This is a genomic window from Pseudomonas sp. PDM22, assembly GCF_014851965.1.
Lineage (GTDB): Bacteria > Pseudomonadota > Gammaproteobacteria > Pseudomonadales > Pseudomonadaceae > Pseudomonas.
Window position 1 is genome coordinate 278,886 of record NZ_JACVAR010000001.1, and the last position, 15,490, is coordinate 294,375.

At 64.1% G+C, this 15,490-nt stretch carries 14 protein-coding genes; 1 reads left to right on the top strand and 13 read right to left on the bottom strand.

All coding sequences use genetic code 11. The features are described from left to right. Positions 1 to 4 precede the first annotated feature (4 nt). Entirely contained in the window at positions 5 to 1,591 is a 1,587-nt protein-coding gene (locus IB255_RS01365; protein ID WP_081519264.1) for a methyltransferase domain-containing protein, read from the top strand. A 295-nt stretch (positions 1,592 to 1,886) separates the two neighbouring features. On the opposite strand, the gene IB255_RS01370 is transcribed toward IB255_RS01365, so the two are convergent. The 13 genes from IB255_RS01370 to cheR form a co-directional block, all read right to left on the bottom strand. Then, a complete protein-coding gene (locus tag IB255_RS01370) occupies positions 1,887 to 2,537 on the bottom strand; it encodes a hypothetical protein (RefSeq protein WP_081519263.1) in 651 nt (216 codons plus the stop codon). A 50-nt stretch (positions 2,538 to 2,587) separates the two neighbouring features. Continuing rightward, positions 2,588 to 4,183: a flagellar hook-associated protein 3 gene (locus tag IB255_RS01375; protein WP_225594636.1), complete on the bottom strand. Its 1,596-nt coding sequence runs from the start codon at positions 4,181 to 4,183 to the stop codon at positions 2,588 to 2,590. A 10-nt stretch (positions 4,184 to 4,193) separates the two neighbouring features. Beyond that, positions 4,194 to 6,191, bottom strand: a complete 1,998-nt coding sequence (gene flgK, locus IB255_RS01380; protein WP_081519262.1) for a flagellar hook-associated protein FlgK — start codon at positions 6,189 to 6,191, stop codon at positions 4,194 to 4,196. 34 nt (positions 6,192 to 6,225) lie between these two features. Next, complete coding sequence (gene flgJ, locus IB255_RS01385) at positions 6,226 to 7,467, bottom strand: flagellar assembly peptidoglycan hydrolase FlgJ (RefSeq protein ID WP_192209726.1); 1,242 nt, start codon at positions 7,465 to 7,467, stop codon at positions 6,226 to 6,228. Positions 7,468 to 7,477: 10 nt separating this feature from the next. Further along, positions 7,478 to 8,623, bottom strand: coding sequence for a flagellar basal body P-ring protein FlgI (locus IB255_RS01390; protein WP_081519260.1), 1,146 nt, complete (start codon positions 8,621 to 8,623; stop codon positions 7,478 to 7,480). A gap of 11 nt (positions 8,624 to 8,634) precedes the next feature. Then, positions 8,635 to 9,327, bottom strand: a complete 693-nt coding sequence (flgH, locus tag IB255_RS01395) for a flagellar basal body L-ring protein FlgH (RefSeq protein ID WP_081519259.1) — start codon at positions 9,325 to 9,327, stop codon at positions 8,635 to 8,637. A 41-nt stretch (positions 9,328 to 9,368) separates the two neighbouring features. Next, positions 9,369 to 10,154, bottom strand: coding sequence for a flagellar basal-body rod protein FlgG (flgG, locus tag IB255_RS01400; protein WP_081519258.1), 786 nt, complete (start codon positions 10,152 to 10,154; stop codon positions 9,369 to 9,371). Between the two features lie 56 nt (positions 10,155 to 10,210). Next, positions 10,211 to 10,954, bottom strand: coding sequence for a flagellar basal-body rod protein FlgF (gene flgF, locus IB255_RS01405; RefSeq protein ID WP_045212145.1), 744 nt, complete (start codon positions 10,952 to 10,954; stop codon positions 10,211 to 10,213). Positions 10,955 to 11,142: 188 nt separating this feature from the next. Further along, positions 11,143 to 12,450: a flagellar hook protein FlgE gene (gene flgE, locus IB255_RS01410; protein WP_081519257.1), complete on the bottom strand. Its 1,308-nt coding sequence runs from the start codon at positions 12,448 to 12,450 to the stop codon at positions 11,143 to 11,145. Positions 12,451 to 12,477: 27 nt separating this feature from the next. Next, entirely contained in the window at positions 12,478 to 13,173 is a 696-nt protein-coding gene (flgD, locus tag IB255_RS01415) for a flagellar hook assembly protein FlgD (protein WP_412548079.1), read from the bottom strand. Positions 13,174 to 13,195: 22 nt separating this feature from the next. Beyond that, a complete protein-coding gene (gene flgC / locus IB255_RS01420; RefSeq protein WP_045212156.1) occupies positions 13,196 to 13,639 on the bottom strand; it encodes a flagellar basal body rod protein FlgC in 444 nt (147 codons plus the stop codon). 5 nt (positions 13,640 to 13,644) lie between these two features. Next, complete coding sequence (gene flgB / locus IB255_RS01425; RefSeq protein WP_081519255.1) at positions 13,645 to 14,052, bottom strand: flagellar basal body rod protein FlgB; 408 nt, start codon at positions 14,050 to 14,052, stop codon at positions 13,645 to 13,647. 544 nt (positions 14,053 to 14,596) lie between these two features. After that, positions 14,597 to 15,418, bottom strand: coding sequence for a protein-glutamate O-methyltransferase CheR (gene cheR / locus IB255_RS01430; protein WP_138212790.1), 822 nt, complete (start codon positions 15,416 to 15,418; stop codon positions 14,597 to 14,599). Positions 15,419 to 15,490: the final 72 nt, after the last annotated feature.

Genomic DNA, 15,490 nt, shown 5'->3' on the forward strand with positions numbered 1-15,490 from the left:
CCCAGTGTCCCAACCTTTTGAAGCCCGCATTGCCCAGGCTCAGCAACTGCAACAAAGCGGTCAGCGTGAAGCGGCCGTCGCCGCCTTCCGCGAGTTGCACGGCGAACGTCCTGATGACCTGCCGGTGCGCCTGAGCCTGGCCATCGCCCTGGGCGAGCTCGGCAAGAACAACGACGAAGCCCTCGACCACCTGCTGCATATCCAGCAGGCGGTGCCTGACAACGCCGCGGTGAACAGCCTGCTCGGCCGCCTGCTGGTGCGCCTGCGTCGCTACGACGAGGCCCACCCCTACCTGCACCTGGCGGTGCAACTGGATGCGGAAGACTTCGAGGTACGCAACACCCTGGCGACCCTGGCGCTGTTCCAGGGCCACCTGGAAGAGGCATACCACTGGCTGGCCAGCCTCTCCACCTACGAGAAGCGCGCTGACACCGCTGACCTGCTGGCGCAGCTGGAGATGCTCCAGGGCATGCGCCAGGCCGAGGCCAGCAGCTTCTTCGGCAAGGCCCGGGTGTTCGCCCGTTCCAGCCACGCAGCGACCGTCGGCGGCCCTCCCGGCGCCAAGGCGATCATGGAGAACAACCCGAGCCAACGCGACGACCTGCTGGCGGTCACCGGCTGGCAGCGCATCGAAGCTGGCACCCTGAACCTGCAGGCGCTGTTCGATCCGAAAGACCTGGTGCAGAAGATCGCTCCGCTGTTCTTCGAATCCGGCAACGGCATCATCTACGCGGCGCCCTACGAGCACGTGCCCTATATCCGCATGGGCTACTTCTACTACCAGGGCTTCCTGCAATACGAAGGCCGCCACGCCCCGGTGCTGATCCGCCGCGCCGCCGTGCCAACCTCACCGGACGTGCTGGAGGTCTGGGCCGAGCACAACCTGCGCGAGCAACTGAATCTGGTCGACGGTAACGACGTGCTCTGCTATCTGCGCAGCCCCGACGCCGCGCCGGAAGAGAGCCAGTGGCGCGACTGCAAGCTGGACGTACACGAGAACTTCTTCTCACAGTCCCAGGTATTCGGCGCCAACAAGGAGCTGTACCAGGGCCATGAGGGCTGGGACCTGCCGGGCGCCCGCCCGACCCTGTTCCGGATGAACCGCTACGCGCTGGATAAATGGCTCTCGCCGACCGACCGCGTGCTGGACATCGGCTGCAACATCGGCTGCTTCGGCATCGAAGTGGCGCAACAGGTTGGCAGCTACCTGGGCTTCGACAACAACGACTCGCTGATCCGCATCGCCGACCGCCTGGCGCAGCATCACAAGGTGGAGAACTGCGAGTTCCGCACCTGCACCTATGAAGACTTGCGCGCCAGCGACCCGGGCCTGTTCGACGTGATCTTCTCGTTTGCCGTGCACGTGTGGATCGGCAAGCCGATGCCCGACTACGTCGCCGACCTCAAGAGCCTGCTCAAGCCCGGCGGCATCGTGGTCATAGAGAGCAACGACTTGCGGATGAACGACACCAAGTTCTTCGTCAACATGCGCCACTTCTACGAGCAGGGTTTCTTCCTGCTGTACCAGGGCCAACTGGTCGACGACAAGGTTCACCATCGCGGCTTCTGTGTGTTCAAGCGCCTGGACTGACAGAGCGCGGCAACGAAAAAGCCCGGCGTTTGCCGGGCTTTTTCTTGGACACTTGGCAGGAGCGAATCGCTCTGTCGATTTGCGTTGGTCTGCGGGTACACCTCGGAGGATTTCGCGGACGAGGTCCGCATCAACGAAAGCTGCACTGTAGGAGCGCGCCTTGCGCGCGATCGCGGGCATGGCCCGCTCCTACAGGGGGAGCACTTGGGTTAGCCGAGCAGGTCTGCTCCCGCCCATTGCGCACGAACAAGAAAGCCTCCACTCGGGAGGCTTTTCTGTTGACTGCGCAAGCGGCTCAGTTGGCGATGACGAACGTCTCGCTGGCCTGCCACATGTCGCCACTCCACTGCGGAAAACCGGTGGCCTGACGCCAGGCGGTGGAACAGATCAGGCAGGTCGTGATGCCGGGGAACTCCGGTGTGATGCAGTCCAGCATGCCCTTCCACCACAGCGGCTGGCGTACGGTGATGTGGGCGTTCTCACCGTTGGGCAGCAACGCCTGGGCCGGATAGCAGGCGACGTTGAGGATCACCAGGCGCTCAGCGCAGGAGTAGATGTCACGCAGAACCTTGGGCACGTCGGCAACGAAGATGTGCTCGAGTACGTCGAAGGACACCACGCAGTCGACTTTCCGGCGTTCGTCGATGCCACGCGCAGGCTCGTAGCGGTAAGCCCCTTCGAGGTTGAAGTACTGCACGGCGGACTGGCCATTGTCATCGAAGCCGGGCTGGGTCCAGTCGGAGCCGCCGCAACCGTAGTCCAGCACGTTGCGAATAGCATGGTTCTGCAGTATCTCGCGGACCTGGGGACGGAACGGGCGTAACTCGAAGTCGCTGAAGGCAACGTCGACGTGCTGCTCGTCGTTGCGATCGTAGCCTTCGCGCGCCATCTGCCCGTACATCTCGATCAGTTGGCGGCCCTTGGCGCTGAAGTTGATATCACCCATGTGTGGTTCTTCCCGAGTGGGGCCCGCCGCTTTCGGGCGGGCCGGAATGATCAGAGTTTGTTGAACAGACTGAGCTGGCTGATCCGCGCGAACGCCGCCTGGGCCGCTTCGAGCATGGTCTGCTGCAGCACCAGCTGCGAGGTCGCCGCGGCCATGTCGGTATCGCGGATCGACGACTGCGTAGTGGTGTTGGTCAGGGCCAGGCTCTGGTTTTCCTGGTTCAGCACATCGATGGTGTTGAGCCGCGCACCAATGGACGACTGGGTCGCCAGCACCTGGTCGCTGGCCTTGTCGAGGTTGGTGAGCGCAGTCGCGACCATGTTGCGGATATTCAGCTGCGCCTGCGGGTTCCCACTGGTAGAGGTATCCAGCGCGGTCCGCAGATCGCCGATGGTATTGAGGATGTTCTGCCGCTCCGGAGAGCTGGCAGTGACGGAGAACTGATCACCGGTCGCCGGGGCGGCGCTGAGGGTCATGTCCACGCCGGCCACGGTCACCGTTTGCGGGAAAGTCGCGCCCAGCGTGCCGGTGGACAGCGGTGTGGCGCCCTGGCTGGTGGGCAGCGCGTAGACCTCGAAGTCGGTGGCGCTGGTGAACTTGAGCTGCACGCCGCTGCTGGGGAACTGCGTGGTGTAAGCGGTGTTGTTGCTCACCGTGGTGGAGGTGATCTGCGCCGTGGAGGTGTTGGTGGCGCTGCGCTTGACCGACAGGGTGTCGGGCGCGGTACCGAAGCTGAAGCTGTAGCCGTTGACCAGGCTGTCCACCGTGCTGGCGTCGTCGCTGGAAGGCAGCGATACGTCCAGCTGGAACTGCGCACCACGGAAGTTGATGGCGTTGCTGTCGGTGGAGGTCGAGTCGTAGGTGCCATTGGTGGTGGCATCGCTGGTGACGTCGTTGCCGTCCTTATCGAGGATCTGGTACTGCGTGCCGCTGAGCACGTTCAGCGTGTAGGGCGCGCCATCACGGAAGCTGGCGTTGTAGTTGCTGTCGCTGGTCACATTGCCCTGGGACAGGAAAACACGCTGCACACCATCGGCGCTCGGATTGCTGGTCACCGAGCTGATGGTGCGGCTGGCGTTGGCCGCCATCTCGAAGATGCTCCAGCCGTTGTCGTTGGTGGACAGCGTCAGATTGTCGGAGATCTGCAGTTTGAGGGTGCTCTGATCGCCCTGGTAGCTGAAGCTGCCGTCGGCGTTCTGCACGAAGGGCTGCACGGTGCTCTTGCTGCCGGAGAACAGGTAGTTGCCGCTGGCGTCCTTGCTGTTCATCAGGGTCAGCAGCTGGTTCTGGATTTCGCCCAGCTCATCGCTGATGGCGCCACGGTCCTCGTCGGTCATCGAGCCGTCGCCGGCGCGCAGGGTCAGTTCGCGGGCGCGCTGCAGGGCGGTGGTGATGGAATCGAGGACGCTCTGCTCCTGGTTCAGGCTGTTGGTCGCGGACGTCATGTTGCCGCTGTACTGGGTCAGCAGCGCCTGCTGCTGCTCCAGCTGCAACAGACGCGCGGCGCCGACGGGGTCGTCCGCCGGAGTCTGGATACGCGTGCCGCTGGAGATCTGCTCCTGCAGCTTGGCCAGGCTGGCATAGCCGCGGTTGTAGTTGTCGATGTTCGAATTGAAGATCTGCGGGGTGGAAATTCGCACAACCATTTCAGCCTCCTCAGATGTTGTTGATCAGGGTGTCGAAGAGCGTCTGCGCGGTCTTGATGATCTGCGCGGAGGCCGTGTAGTACTGCTGGAACTTCACCAGGTTGGCCGCCTCTTCATCGAGGTTGACCGCCGACAGCGAGTCGCGGCTGCCTTGCGCCTGGGTCAGCACCGCCTCGGTGGCGGTGGCGTCGAGCTTGGCCTGGTTGGCCGTGGCGCCGACGGTCTCGGTCAGGCTGCTGTACGCGCCGGTCAGGCTCATGCCGCTGCCGCTGCCCGTGCCGCTGCCGACGGTCTTGGTGGTCTGCAGGTCGATGAGCTTCTGGGCGTTGGTGTTGTCGGCGTCGCCATTGCTGTTGAAGGCCACGCCGAAGCTGTCGCCGTCCGCTGGATAACCGGCGATGGTGGTCTGGAAGCTGAACGACGGCGAGCCCGGTACGGTGATGCTGATGTCATTGCTCTGGCCCGGCACGATGTTGCCGGTGCCCAGCGAGTTGCCTGCCGAATCGTAGATGGTGTAGCCCTGGGTGCCGCCGCTGGCTGCGTCGAACACCAGCTTCACCGGCAGGCCGGCCTTGATCGAGGCGCCCAGCGCGGTGCCGTTGCTGGCATCCAGCTTGCTGGTCAGGGTGGTGCCGCTGATGGTGCCGCTGCCTTCATTGCCAGTGGTGCTGCTGGCGACCACCGGCGAGGCGAAGGCCAGGCGGTTGGAGTCAGTCATGGTGACCGAGATGTCCGAGGCCGCGGTGCGGGTCGGGATTACCGTGAAACGGTCGCCCGCCTGCACGGTACCGACGCTCTGCTGGCTGATGCTGAAGCCGTCGAATTCCTTCGGCGGGTTGTCGGTCAGGTCGCCGCTGCCCAGCACCGTGCCATCAGAGGAGCGCTTGATGGTGTAGCCGGTGGCGGAGGTGAAGGTCACCTCGTAGTCACTGGTGGTCAGTGCGCTGCTGTCGGTGATGTTGACGTTGAGGTTGCCGGTGCCGGTATTGTGGGTGTTGGCCAGGCTGCGGTTGCCGATGACGCTGGCGTCGTTGATGTCCTTGAACAGCTGCGCGCCGAAGTTGCCGTTCAGGTCCAGGCCCTGGGCGAGCTGGCTGTTGAAGGTGTCGGCAAGGACGATGGCCATGCGCCCCAGTTCGTTCTGGGTCGTGTTCAGCACGTCGCTGCGGTAGCGCAGCAGGCCGCCCATCTGGCCTCCGGTGACCACCGAGGTGACGTCCATGGTCGAGCTGCCGGAGCTCAGGCTCAGGCTGAATTGCGACGGGTTGTTGGCGCTCGGGCCGGCGGTCAGGGTGGAGGAATTGGCCCCCACCACCAGCGGCTGGCCGGAGCCCAGGTAGAGGTTGAGGCTGCTGCCCTGCTTGACCACGCTGACGCCGATCATGTCGGAAAGCTGCAATACCGCCTGGTCGCGCTTGTCCTGCAGGTCGTTGGCGCTGGCGCCGCCAGCCTCGGCTGCGATGATCGCCTGGTTGTACTGGGCGATGGTCTTGGCCAGGTCGGTGACCTGCCCGGCCAGGCTGTCCATCTGGGTGTTGACGTAGCTGTTCTGGGTGCCCAGCTGGGTGGAAATCGAGTTGAAGCGCTGCGCCAGGTTCGCGGCCTGGGTCAGCACCAGCTGACGCGAGGCGGCGTCGGTCGGCGTCGCCGCAGCGGTCTGCAGCGAGGCGAAGAAGTTCTGCATGACCTTGGACAGACCGGTAGTGCTGTCGGACAGCAGCGAATCGATCTGGTTGACCTGGGAGAGGTAGGTCTGCGCATCGCTGTCCACCGAGGTGGCGCCGCGCAACTGGTTGGCCAGGAACTCGCTGTACATCCGGCGGACGTCCTGCACCGTGGTACCGGTGCCAACGTAGTACTGCCCCGCGAACTGCTCGGCGGAGGTCACCTGCGACGTCGTCTGGCGCGTGTAGCCCGCCGTGTTGACGTTGGTGATGTTGTTGCCGGTGGTGCTCAGCGCCGCTTGCGAGGCGTTGAGGCCGGACAGTCCGATGGATAAGAGGCTCATGGTCTTTCCTTAGCGCAGTCCTTTGTACAGGGCTTCACAGTGTGCGAGTCGGGGTGTCGGCCATCGCGACGGTCTGGTAGACCTGCATCTGCTTGGCGATCTGGTTCACCTTGCGCGCGTACTGCGGGTCGGTGGCGTAGCCGGCACGCTGCAGTTCCTTCATGAACTGATCCGGACGCGACGCGGAGTCCAGCGCGCCCTGGTAGCGATCGTTGTTCTGCAGGAAGCTGACGTAGTCCTGGAAGCTCTGCTCGAAGGAGTTGTAGGCACGGAACGAAGCCACTTCCTTCACTTCCTTGCCTTTCTCGAATTCGGTGGTGGTGGCGCGGGCGGAATCGCCCTTCCAGCTGGAACCGGTCTTGATGCCGAACAGGTTGTGGCTGCTGCTGCCGTCGCGCTGGGCGATCATCTTCTTGCCCCAGCCGGTTTCCAGCGCGGCCTGGGCCACCAGGTAACGCGGGTCGACACCGATGCGCTTGGCCGCGCGCTCGGCCATGGGCAGCATGGTGCTGATGAAGTCGTCGGCCGAAGCGAACATCGACTTGCCCGGCCTGGTGGAGATCGCCGAGGTATCGATATCGGCCACCGGCACGGTGGTGTCGATCTGTTTGGTGTAGGCCTGGCTGCCGCGCCAATCGTTGCTGGCCAGCTGTGCCGGCTGGTTGGCGGTGGAAGCCACGGAGCTGTCGGCGCCCGGCACCAGGCCTGCAGCGATACGCTGGGCGAGCTTGCCCGGCAAGGCAAGGCGACGGGCGTTCAGCGCCTGGCGATCGTCACGGCCGGCTTCGGGTTGCGGCAAGGCCTTGCCGTTGGCGGCAAACACGCTCGGGGTCTTCTGCCGGTCGGACGCAGCAGCGGTGGCCGCAGCGCTCTGGGTGCCGTCGGTGGCCGCCTGGGTGCCGGTCTGGGCGAAGGGGTTGTTGCCGGTGTGGCGGACGCCCTGCATCTTTTCCATCTGCTTGACCAGCACGTCGGCCAGGCCGATACCATGCCCCTGGGTGGCCAGAGACACGGACAGCTGATGGTCGTACATGTCCTGGTACTGCTTGGCCGCTTCACTGTTCATCGGGTTGTCCTTGGCGAACACCTCGTTGGCCGAGCGCATGGATTTCAGCATCTCGTTCATGAACAGCGATTCGAACTCCTGGGCGACCTTGCGGATGTTCCCCGCGCTGTCGCGGTTCGCGCCGGTCTTCATCGCCGACAGGCGATTGAGGTCGGAGTAGGAACCGGAGTCGGTAGTGGAGGTACCAGCAGAAAGCAGTCGGGCGTCCACGGCGGCGTCCTCAGATCACGATCAGGTCGGCTTGCAGCGCGCCGGCCTGTTTCAGGGCTTCGAGGATCGCCATCAGGTCGCCGGGCGCAGCGCCCACCTGGTTAACGGCGCGTACGATTTCGTCCAGGGTGGTGCCGGGGCCGAACTTGAACATCGGCTTGGCTTCCTGGTTGGCGCTCACGTTCGAGCGCGGGACGACGGCAGTCTGGCCGTTGGAGAACGGACCGGGCTGGCTGACGATGGGGTCTTCGGTGATGGTCACGGTCAGGCTGCCGTGGGTCACGGCGGCCGGCGACACGCGCACGTTCTGGCCGATCACGATGGTGCCGGTGCGCGAGTTGATGATGACCTTGGCCACGGCTTCGCCGGCCTGCACATCGAGGTTCTCCAGCACGGACATGTAGTCCACGCGCTGGTTCGGGTCCAGCGGCGCGCTGACGCGTACCGAGCCACCGTCCACAGCCTGGGCGACGCCCGGGCCGAGCAGTTCGTTGATGCGGTCGACGATGTGCTTGGCGGTGGTGAAGTCAGGGCGATTGAGGTTCAGGGTCAGGGTATTGCCCTGGTCGAAGCCGCTCGGTACCGCGCGCTCGACGGTAGCGCCCGCCGGAATGCGGCCGGCCGACGGCACGTTGACGGTGATCTTGGAACCGTCGCGGCCTTCGGCGTCGAAGCCGCCGACCACCAGGTTGCCCTGGGCCACGGCGTAGGTCTGGCCGTCGATACCCTTGAGCTGGGTCATCAGCAGGCTGCCGCCGCGCAGGCTCTTGGCGTTGCCGATGGACGACACGGTGATGTCGATGGCCTGGCCCGGCTTGGCGAACGGCGGAAGGTCGGCATGGATGGACACCGCCGCGACGTTCTTCAGCTGCACGTTGCCCGAGCCTGCCGGCACCTTGATGCCGAACTGCGCCAGCATGTTGTTGAAGGTCTGCAGGGTGAACGGCGTCTGCGTGGTCTGGTCGCCGGTGCCATTGAGGCCGACGACCAGGCCGTAGCCGATCAGCTGGTTATTGCGCACACCCTGGATGGTGGCGATGTCCTTGAGCCGTTCGGCATGGGCGGCCGGCACGGCGAACAGCGCGCAGGCCAGCAGCGCGCCGCCGAGGCGGAGCGCGCGGGTCAGGCCGAGGGATACCTTGCGAACGACAGTCATCGTCATCACCCTCAGAACGGGAACAGCGGGCTGAGGAAGAAGCGGTCGAACCAGCCCGGCTGGCTCGCATCGGCGAACGCGCCGGTGCCCGAGTAGGTGATGCGCGCATCGGCCACACGAGTGGAGGCGACGGTGTTGTCGGTGGCGATGTCGTCGGCGCGGATCAGACCGGCAATGCGCACCAGCTCGTTGCCGGTGTTCAGGGTCATCCACTTCTCGCCGCGCACGGCGAGGATGCCGTTGGGCATGACGTCGGCCACGGTAACGGTGATCGAGCCCGTCAGGCTGTTGCTCTGCCCGGCCGCGCTGTCGCCCTTGGTTTCGCGGTTGCCCGAGTACTCGGCGGAGAGGCTCAGGTCGCCGCCGCCCACCGGGTTGTTGGTAGTCAGGCTGCTGCCGAACATCGAGGTCAGGCCGAGCTTGTTGCTGCTGTCCTTGGAGATGTCCGAGTTGGCTTTCTTGCTCGCCTGGGTCTTCTCGTTGAGGGTGATGGTGATGATGTCACCCACGCGGAAGGCCTTGCGGTCGCCGTAGAGGTTGTTCTCGAACCCGGCCTGGTAGATCGACCCATTGTTCTGGGCAGCCGGCGCAGGCGTGCGCGGCAGCACCGGAGCGTAATAGGGATCGTCCGGCTTGGGCGGAGGGCTCACGCACCCTGCCAACGCGGCGATGGCCAGCAGCGGAAGGAGGTGGGAACGGTTCATCTACAGCTACCTCTCGGGGAGAGCGACTACGGGATCAGGGCTTACAGATTCTGGGTGACGAAGGAGAGCATTTGGTCCGCGGTGGAGATCACCTTGGAGTTCATCTCGTACGCGCGCTGGGTGGTGATCATGTTCACCATCTCTTCCACCACGCTGACGTTGGAGTTCTCCAGGGTGTTCTGCAGCACGGTGCCCAGGCCGTTCAGGCCAGGGGTGCCGACCTGGGGCGCGCCGCTGGCGGCGGTTTCCAGGAACAGGTTGTTGCCGGTGGCCTGCAAGCCGGCCGGGTTGATGAAGTCGGCGGTCTGGATGTTGCCGATGATCTGCGGCGTCGCGTTGCCGGCGACGGTGACCGAGACAGTGCCGTCGTTGCCGACGGTGAAGGTCTGGGTTTCAGCCGGGACGACGATGGCCGGCTCCAGGGCATTGCCGTTGGAGGTGACGATCTGGCCGTCGGAGTTCAGGTGGAAGCTGCCGTCACGGGTGTAGGCGACAGTGCCGTCCGGGGTCAGCACCTGGAAGAAGCCACGACCGTTGACCGCCATGTCCAGCGGGTTGTCGGTGGTCTGCAGGCTGCCGGCGGTGAAGTTCTTCTGGGTGCCGACGATGCGCACACCGGTACCCAGTTGCAGGCCCGAGGGCAGCTGGGTGTCCTGGGTCGAGTTGGCGCCGGGCTGACGCTTGATCTGGTAGAGCAGGTCCTGGAACTCCGCGCGGTCGCGCTTGAAGCCCGTGGTGGACACGTTCGCCAGGTTGTTCGAGATGGTGGTCAGGTTCATGTCCTGGGCGGACAGACCGGTCTTGCTGACCCAAAGTGCCGGAAGCATGTCGTTCTCCTCGGGCGCCGGATTCGTGGCGCCTTGGACGGTTAATCAGGTTCTTATCAGCTGAATTGCAAAACACGCGCCATCGACTGGGAGTCTTCTTCGGCGGTTTTCATCATCTTCACGTGCAACTCGAACTGGCGAGACAGCGCCAGGATCGAGGTCATCTCGTCGACAGCATTGACGTTGCTGGCTTCCAGCACGCCGGACTGCACGCTGGCATTGGCATCGACCTGGGGAGCGGGCTGGCCCGACTTCATGCGGATGAGGCCGTCGCTGCCCTTCTCCAGTTGCTTGGCGTCGGGAGTCACGAGCTTGATGCGGTCGACGGTAGCCAGTGCATTGGGGTTGTTGCCCTGACCACGGATGGTGATGGTGCCGTCCTCGCCGATGTCGATCTTTTCTTCCGGCGGAATCGCGATCGGCCCGCCGTTGCCCATCACCGGCATACCGTCGCTGGTGCGCAGCTGGCCGAGGGCGTCGATTTCCAGGCTGCCGGTGCGCACGTAGGCTTCGCCGCCGTCCGGCGCCTGCACGGCGATCCAGGCATCGCCCTTGGCGGCGACGTCGAGGTCACGGCCGGTTTCCTGCAGGGAGCCGGTGGTGAAGTCGGTCGCCGGGCGCTCGCTCATGGCGAAGACGCGCGCCGGAAAGCTGTCACCGAACACGGGCATGGCGCGAGCTTGCTCGAAGTCGCGGCGGAAGCCGGTCGTGGAGATGTTCGCCAGGTTGTTGGCGTGAGCCTGCATGGCTTTGGTGTTCTGGCTCGCGCCGCTCATGGCGACATACAGCATTCTGTCCAAGGCATTCCTCCAGTGCCGAGTCGGATTCCCGGCGGTGTTGGAGTGACTTCAGCAAAGGCTGTGCCAGAACCGCAGAACAAACCTCAAGATATTGATATTCAAGGGAATATCAAAAAATAAAGGCTCCCGAAGGAGCCTCGATGGCCGTCAGGCGGCGAAGGACTGCCGCCTGCGGCAAGGGGACGTCATCAACGCAGGTTGATGATGGTGTCGGAGATGGTGCTTTCGGTCTGGACGGTCTTGGCGTTCGCCTGGTAGTTGCGCTGCGCCACGATCAGGTTCACCAGTTGCGCGGTGAGGTCGACGTTGGAGTCTTCCAGGGTTCCCGAGCCGACCGAGCCGAGGGTGCCGGAGGTGGGCGTGCCGATCACCGCCTCGCCCGAGGCCAGCGACTGCTTCCAGCCGGTGTTGCCCACCGGGGTCAGGCCCTGGGTGTTGGCGAAGTTGGCCAGGATCACCTGGCCGATCACCTTGGACTGGCCGTTGGTGTAGGTGGCGTACATCTGGCCGTCTTCGGCGAACGACAGGCCGGACATCTGGCCGGTGGCGTAGCCATCCTGGGTCACCGCCGTCACAGCGAAGGAGCCGTTGGTCTGGGTGGTCTTGGTCAGGTCGATGCTGATGCCGCCAGTAGTGCCTGCCGCGCCGTTGGCACCCCAGGTCACCGGGTTGGTGGTGGAGTCGGTGACGGCGGCCGGCGTCCAGCCGGTCAGGGTCATGGTGTTGTCGGCATTGACGGTCATGCCGGTGGAAGTGATGCCCGTCAGCTGGCCGGCGCTGTTGAAGGTGATGTCGCTGCTCAGCGGCGTGGTGCTGGTCGGGGTCTGCGGGTTACGCCCGTCCACCAGGGTGTACATGCTCCAGTTGTTGGCGCTGTCCTTGACGAAGTAGTTCGTCATGGTGTGCGAGTTGCCCTGGGAGTCATAGATGTCCACGGAGGTCGACCAGTTGTAGCTGTCCGAGTCGGTGGCATCGAACGGCGTGGTAGTCGGCGTGGTGGCGTTGGAGTTCAGGCTCAGGGTCGAAGTGATCTTCGAGGTCGGGCTCGGCGGCTGGTTGGCGGTGTCGACCTTAAGGTCGGTGATCACGCCGTTGACGATGTTGCCGTTGCCATTGACGCCATAACCCTGCAGGCGATTGCCCGAACCATCGACGATGTAGCCGCTGGCGTCGGTATTGAAGGTACCGTTGCGGGTGTAGACGCGGCTGCCGTTGTCGCTGGTCATGAAGAAGCCGTTGCCGCTCACTGCCAGGTCCAGGCTGCGACCGGTGGTGCTCAGGTTGCCCTGGGTAAACTGCTGCGAGACGGCCTGGGTGACCACGCCGTTACCCACGGCGATGCGGCCGGTGCCGAGCATCGAGGAGGCGTAGAGGTCGGCGAACTCGGTCCGCGAGGATTTGAAGCCGGTGGTGCCGACGTTGGCAATGTTGTTGCCGGTGACGTTCAGGTCCATCGACGCGGCGTTGAGTCCACTCAGGGCGGTATTGAAAGACATGTGTTGCTCCTGTGCCGAAACGCGGCGTTATTTTCCGATGGTCTGAATGCTGGAGGCGGAAACGGCGCCGATGCCAGCCAGGTTCAGGGACATTTCCCCGCCGTTCTGGCCCAGCGTGACGCTGTTGACCGTGGCCGGCAGGTAGGTGGTCAGGGCGGTACTGGTACCGTCCAGGCTGGCGCTGGCCTTGACGGTGTAGGTGCCGGCGGCCACCAGTTCGCCGCTGTCGTCCTTGCCGTCCCACTTGAAGTCGATGTTGCCGGCCTTCTGGCTGCCCATGTCGACGGTGCGGATCAGGTCACCCGAGTCGTCGTAGATCTTCAGGGTCACACCATCGCCGCCGGACGGCATCACCAGGGTGCCGTTGACGCCAGCGCTCGGGTCATCGACCTGCACCTTGCTGGAATTGACGATCACCGAGCGCCCGACCAGCGAAGAAGCCTGCAGGGCCTGCGACGACTGGAACGACGAATAGAAGGTGCCCAGGGTGGTATCCAGGTTCTGCATGCTCTCCAAGCTGCTGAACTGCGCCAGCTGGGAGACGAACTCGGTGTTGTCCTGCGGGTCCAGCGGGTTCTGGTTGTTCAACTGGGTGACCAGCAACTGCAGGAAGGAATCCTTGCCCAGCGCGCTGGTCCCGGTCTCGCTGGTGGTCGACGAACTCGACGACCCGGAGTTGAGCGAGGACAGGATCGAACTCGTGGTGCTGTTATCGGTATTGATGCTCATGGGGCGTCCTCTGCGCTTACTGACCCAGGGTCAGGACCTTCTGCATCATCTGCTTGGCGGTGTTCATCATTTCCGCGTTGCTCTGGAAAGAACGACTGGCGGAGATCATGTCGGCCATCTCCTCCACCACGTTGACGTTGGGGTAGTAGACGTAGCCGTCCTTGTCGGCGGCCGGATGGTTCGGCTCGTAGCGCGGCACCAGCGGGCTCTGGTCCTCGACCACGCCCAGCACCTGCACGCCGGAACCGGCCTGGTCGGTCTCGCCGAACAGCGAACCCTGGTCGCCGCCCTGGGCGTTCTGCAGCATGGTGGAGAACACCGGGTGACGGGCGCGGTAGGTCTGGTCGATGCTCGAGGAGACGCTCTCGGCGTTGGCGATGTTCGACGCGGTGGTGTTCAGACGGGTGGTCTGGGCACTCATGCCGGTACCGGCGATGTTGAAGACACTGGCGAGCGACATGGCGATTACTCCCCGCGCAGGGCGTTCATCAGCCCTTTGAATTTGCTGTTGAGGAAGGTGAACGAGGCCTGGAACTGCACGGAGTTTTCCGCGTAGTTGGCTTGCTCGATCTGTTCGTCGACGGTGTTCTGGTCAACCGAAGGCTGGTTCGGGATGCGGTATTTCACCGACTCGTCACCCATGCCGAAACCATCGGCGGCAATGTGATGCGAGTTGGTCAGGGTCGCGCTGAAGGTGCCGTTCTTCAGCTTGTCCGACTGGGCTGCCAGCACCGAGGCGAAATCCAGGTCGCGCGCCTTGTAGTTGGGCGTGTCGGCGTTGGCCAGGTTATTGGCCAGGACTTCAGCGCGCTGGGAGCGGAAGTTCAGCGCTTGCTGGTGGATGCCGAGGGCTTTGTCGAAGCTGATGCTCATGGTCACGAACCTGTTTGCCGGTGTGGGCTTGCCAACACTTCAGCAAGGTGCGTGCCACATTTGTATTCCTTGGATAATCAAGGGCTTGAGGGAATCCGAGCAGCGGCAAGGGGCGGCAAACAGCGGCAAAGCGGCAACCGCTTTCCTTGCCGCCTGGGGCAAGGCGGCAAGCTTGCCGCTGCGCTTTGCCGCCCTCTTCTGCCGTTGCCGTTGCCGTTGCCGCGTTCAGCTTGCCCGCGAAGCTATTGGAAACGTCGGCCCTGCCGACGGATCGCGGGCATGGCCCGCTCCTACGGGGAAAGTCATTGCCACCCGATCGCGAACGGCACCCTGCCCGGCGAACGCATACGCAGGATGGCGTGGAGCACAGCGATACCCATCGATTCCGGGGCACCGATAGCATGGGTATCGCAAGCTCTCCCCCTCCTGCGGCCGTGCTCCGCCGCGAATTCGACGCACGCAGAAATGCAGATCGCGGACAAAGTCCGCGATCAGATAAATGCCGTAGCAAGATCCCCGCCCGAACAGGCGGGGCGTCGGCCGATCACTTGGCCTTGTAGATGATCCCCGGGCTGCACTGGACCATCTGGTAGTGGTCCGGCAGCGCGTTGAGCGCTTCGGAGGCGCCGAGGAACAGGTAGCCGCCAGGCTTGAGCGTGGCATGGATGCGCAGGAGGATGTCGCGCTTCACCTCGGCCGAGAAATAGATCAGCACGTTGCGGCAGAACACCATGTCGAACTTGCCCAGCGTGGCGTAGCTGTCCAGCAGGTTCAGCGCGCGGAACTCCACACGGCTCTTGATCGGTGGCTTCACTGTCCAGCGCCCCGGCGTCTTCTGGTCGAAGTAGCGCGCCAGGCGCTCCTGCGACAGGCCACGGCCAATGGCCAGGCTGTCGTACTCGCCGGCCTTGCAGGCGGTGAGCATGGAGCCGGACAGGTCGGTGGCGACGATCTGCACGCCGGCCTTCAGTTGGCCGAGGTTGGTGCGCTCGAACTCGTCGATGGACATCGACAGCGAATACGGTTCCTGCCCCGAGGAACAGGCCGCCGACCAGATGCGCAGGCGCTGGCCGGGCGAGGCCTTGATCATCTCCGGCAGCACGCGGTTCTTCAGCACCTCGAAGGGGTAGGTATCGCGAAACCACAGGGTCTCGTTGGTGGTCATGGCATCGACCACCTGCTCGCGCAGCTGGCTGCGCATCTGGATCTTCTGAACCAGCTCGCCCAGGGACTTGATGCCCTGCTGCTCCATCAACTTGTTCAAGCGGCTGGAGACCAGGTACTGCTTGTTGGCGCCCAGGAGGATGCCGCAGGTCTTCTCCAGGAAATCCCGGAACAGCTCGAATTCAGAATTGGTGGATGTCACAGATAAGCCTCTTTGCTCGTGGACGGCTGCCGGCAATGCGACGGCAACTGCCTGACCGGTGCTCAAAAAACC

Coding starts and splice junctions, on each gene's coding strand:
- IB255_RS01370 (WP_081519263.1), bottom strand. CDS start 2,537: ATGGGTGATATCAACTTCAGCGCCAAGGGCCGCCAACTGATCGAGATG.
- IB255_RS01375 (WP_225594636.1), bottom strand. CDS start 4,183: ATGGTTGTGCGAATTTCCACCCCGCAGATCTTCAATTCGAACATCGAC.
- flgK (WP_081519262.1), bottom strand. CDS start 6,191: ATGAGCCTCTTATCCATCGGACTGTCCGGCCTCAACGCCTCGCAAGCG.
- IB255_RS01390 (WP_081519260.1), bottom strand. CDS start 8,623: ATGACTGTCGTTCGCAAGGTATCCCTCGGCCTGACCCGCGCGCTCCGC.
- flgH (WP_081519259.1), bottom strand. CDS start 9,327: ATGAACCGTTCCCACCTCCTTCCGCTGCTGGCCATCGCCGCGTTGGCA.
- flgG (WP_081519258.1), bottom strand. CDS start 10,154: ATGCTTCCGGCACTTTGGGTCAGCAAGACCGGTCTGTCCGCCCAGGAC.
- flgE (WP_081519257.1), bottom strand. CDS start 12,450: ATGTCTTTCAATACCGCCCTGAGTGGACTCAACGCCGCGTCGATGGAC.
- flgC (WP_045212156.1), bottom strand. CDS start 13,639: ATGTCGCTCGCCAGTGTCTTCAACATCGCCGGTACCGGCATGAGTGCC.
- flgB (WP_081519255.1), bottom strand. CDS start 14,052: ATGAGCATCAGCTTCGACAAAGCCCTCGGCATCCACCAGCAAGCGCTG.